The 2,678-nt window shown below is 37.2% G+C and carries 2 protein-coding genes; one reads left to right on the forward strand and one right to left on the reverse strand.

The genetic code is table 11. The annotated features are described in order from the left end of the window. Nucleotides 1-16: 16 nt before the first annotated feature. Entirely contained in the window at nt 17-1,186 is a 1,170-nt protein-coding gene (locus tag E0L13_RS11620) for an iron-containing alcohol dehydrogenase (protein ID WP_107196456.1), read from the forward strand. 217 nt (nt 1,187-1,403) lie between these two features. Here E0L13_RS11620 and E0L13_RS11625 read toward each other — a convergent pair whose 3' ends face one another. Next, on the reverse strand, nt 1,404-2,225 hold the full coding sequence (locus E0L13_RS11625) for an IclR family transcriptional regulator (RefSeq protein WP_107196457.1): 822 nt from the start codon (nt 2,223-2,225) through the stop codon (nt 1,404-1,406). Nucleotides 2,226-2,678: the final 453 nt, after the last annotated feature.

The raw sequence follows: 2,678 nt of genomic DNA on the forward strand, positions 1-2,678 counted from the left end.
AAATGGAGGATGTTTTATGATTTTTCAATTTGGAATTCCTACAAAAACATTATTTGGTGTTGGCCAACTCAATCATTTGCATGAGCAAATGATGCCAGGTAAAAAGGCGTTGCTGATTCTTTCTAATGGAATTTCGGCAAAGAAATATGGGTATTTAAATCGTACGGAAAAAGAATTACACTTGGCTGGCGTTGAGACCGTTCTTTTTGATCAAATCGAACCTAATCCTACTAAAACAACAGTTATGATGGGGGCAGCTGTTGCTCGGCAGGAAAAATGTGATTTTCTTGTTGCTTTAGGTGGAGGCAGCTGTATTGATGCTTCCAAAGCAATTGCCGTTATGGCTACAAACAAAGGTGATTTATGGGATTATATTCAGAATGGTACTGGAAAACGGCAGCCTATTGCCGTCAACCCTTTGCCGATTATTGCGATTACGACGACTGCTGGAACGGGTTCGGAAACGGATGCTGGAGGTGTTATTACGAATACGGAAACGAATGAAAAAACTCCGATAAAAAGCCCGCTTCTATTTCCGAAATTGGCTATTATCGACCCGGAATTGATGTTGACAGTTCCTCCGAAATATACTGCTTACCAAGGATTTGATGCATTATTTCACAATATTGAAGGATATTTGTCATGTAAAGCAAATCTCATGAGCGAAATGATTGCTCTTGAAGCCGTTGACCAAATTAGTACCTGGCTTCCTGTGGCTGTTCAAGATGGCTCTAATATAGAGGCGCGAGAACGAGTTGCCTTTGGCAATTATTTGGGAGGCTTGGAAATGTGCACAAGTTCTAATATGAGTGAGCATTCTTTGGAACATGCCTTAACGGCGTATCATCAGGAATTGCCGCATGGTGCGGGCTTAATTATGCTGAGTAAGGCATACTTCACATATATGATTGAGCACCATGTGTGTGATGAACGTTTTGTTGCTTTGGCAAAAAAAATGGGGAGAACTGATGCGGAAAAGCCGGAGGAATTTATTATAGCGCTAGAAGAACTAAAGGAAAAATGTGATGTATCTGACCTTAAAATGTCTGATTATGGCATTGTTCCGGATGAATTTCCTAAAATGGCTGCTAATGCGAAATCGGCAATGGCTTTTCTCTTTGAAGGAGACCGCATGGAACTGAAGGAAGAGGACTGCGTCAATATTTTAAATGCTGCATACCAATAAGATGAGGTTATTCAAGTTAGATTAAGATAGCTTCTATATAAAAATAAAGGGCTCTTTCTTCAGAACGCAGGTTAAATTACAAAACTTGCATATTTAAGAAAGAGCTTTTTGTTATTTTATATGATTTTATGCCGAAGAAAGACTAGCGTAAAATGACTTATAAATAAAATAGGAGTGGCTACCAGTGTATTGATCCTGCAGCTACTCCCATTTGGTTTTAATAATTTGAGATGCTTGGTATTTGAGAAACAAAGGAATCTAGAAATAAGTTGCTGTCAGAAATTCCAAGCCGCTGCAGATTGCGTTCTAGTACATTTTGCCCAGTTAATAATGCCTTGACTACAGTTTCTTTTTTTTCTTTTGTCAATCTGAACGTAGGCATACTTACACTGACAGCTGCAATGATTTTGCCATTATGATGGATTGGTACTGCAAAGCAACTTAAATCAGGAGAAATTTCTCCTGATTCTTGAAAATAGCCTTCGGATTTAGACCGGAGACATTCATCATATAATTGTTCTATCGTTTGGCATGTTTTTTCTGTTACTGGTTTTAACGGGCCTTTATAAATTGATTCCAACTCTTGAAGGGAATAGCAACTAAGCAACGCTTTGCCTAAAGAGGTGCTATATGCTGGCAGGCGTTTTCCGACGAATGAAACGAGGCGAATTGGTTCAGCCGAATCTTCTTTTGCAAGATATAAGACATCGCCATTTACTAAAATGCCTAATTGGCAAGTTTCAGATGTTTTATAAACAATTTCTTTCATTTCTTTCTTAAACACGTCTAATAAACCGATGTTTTGAAGAGATGCGGAGCCGATGAGGAACATACTGATACCTATGACATATCTGCCGTTGCTTTTTTGCTCAATAAAGTCTCTGTCGCGTAATGTGTGAATGATTGGTACAATAGTACTTTTGGGAACTTGAATTTTGGTAGCTATTTCTGTTAATGTCAGGCCTTCGTCGTTTGCAGATGCAAGCGACTGCATGATATCTAAAACTCGCAATGTTGGCTTGTGCTGAGAATATGCCATAACGTATCACTTCTTTCCTCATATATGTTGAAGAGTATATAATCCTCTTCCTTATTTATTCAATGCAAACAATACTTTATACATATACATTATATAGTATTATGAATTTTTCGTCCATATATTGGAACAATTATTTTAATGAAAACTTTATCATATGTATCTAGAATTAAATATTAGTATACAAGGTATCGTAGATTATTTACAAATTGACATTCAAAAATAGCAATGTTATCATATAATTAGTACTAATATAAGAACTTGGACGTAATTAAGGAAGGGAGGGAACGCTATGAATGGAGAAGGAACAAAAACGATTGTTCGTTCAGTGGCTCGTGCATTAGATATTGTTTATTTTATTGCTAATGCAGATCAGGCTCCCTCATTTACAGCGATACAAAAGGAGACGGGAATACCTAAAAGCTCATTGTCTAATTTATTGAAAGAATTAGTTTA

The sequence above is a fragment of the Megasphaera sp. SW808 genome, from assembly GCF_012027795.1.
GTDB classification, from domain to species: domain Bacteria; phylum Bacillota; class Negativicutes; order Veillonellales; family Megasphaeraceae; genus Megasphaera; species Megasphaera stantonii.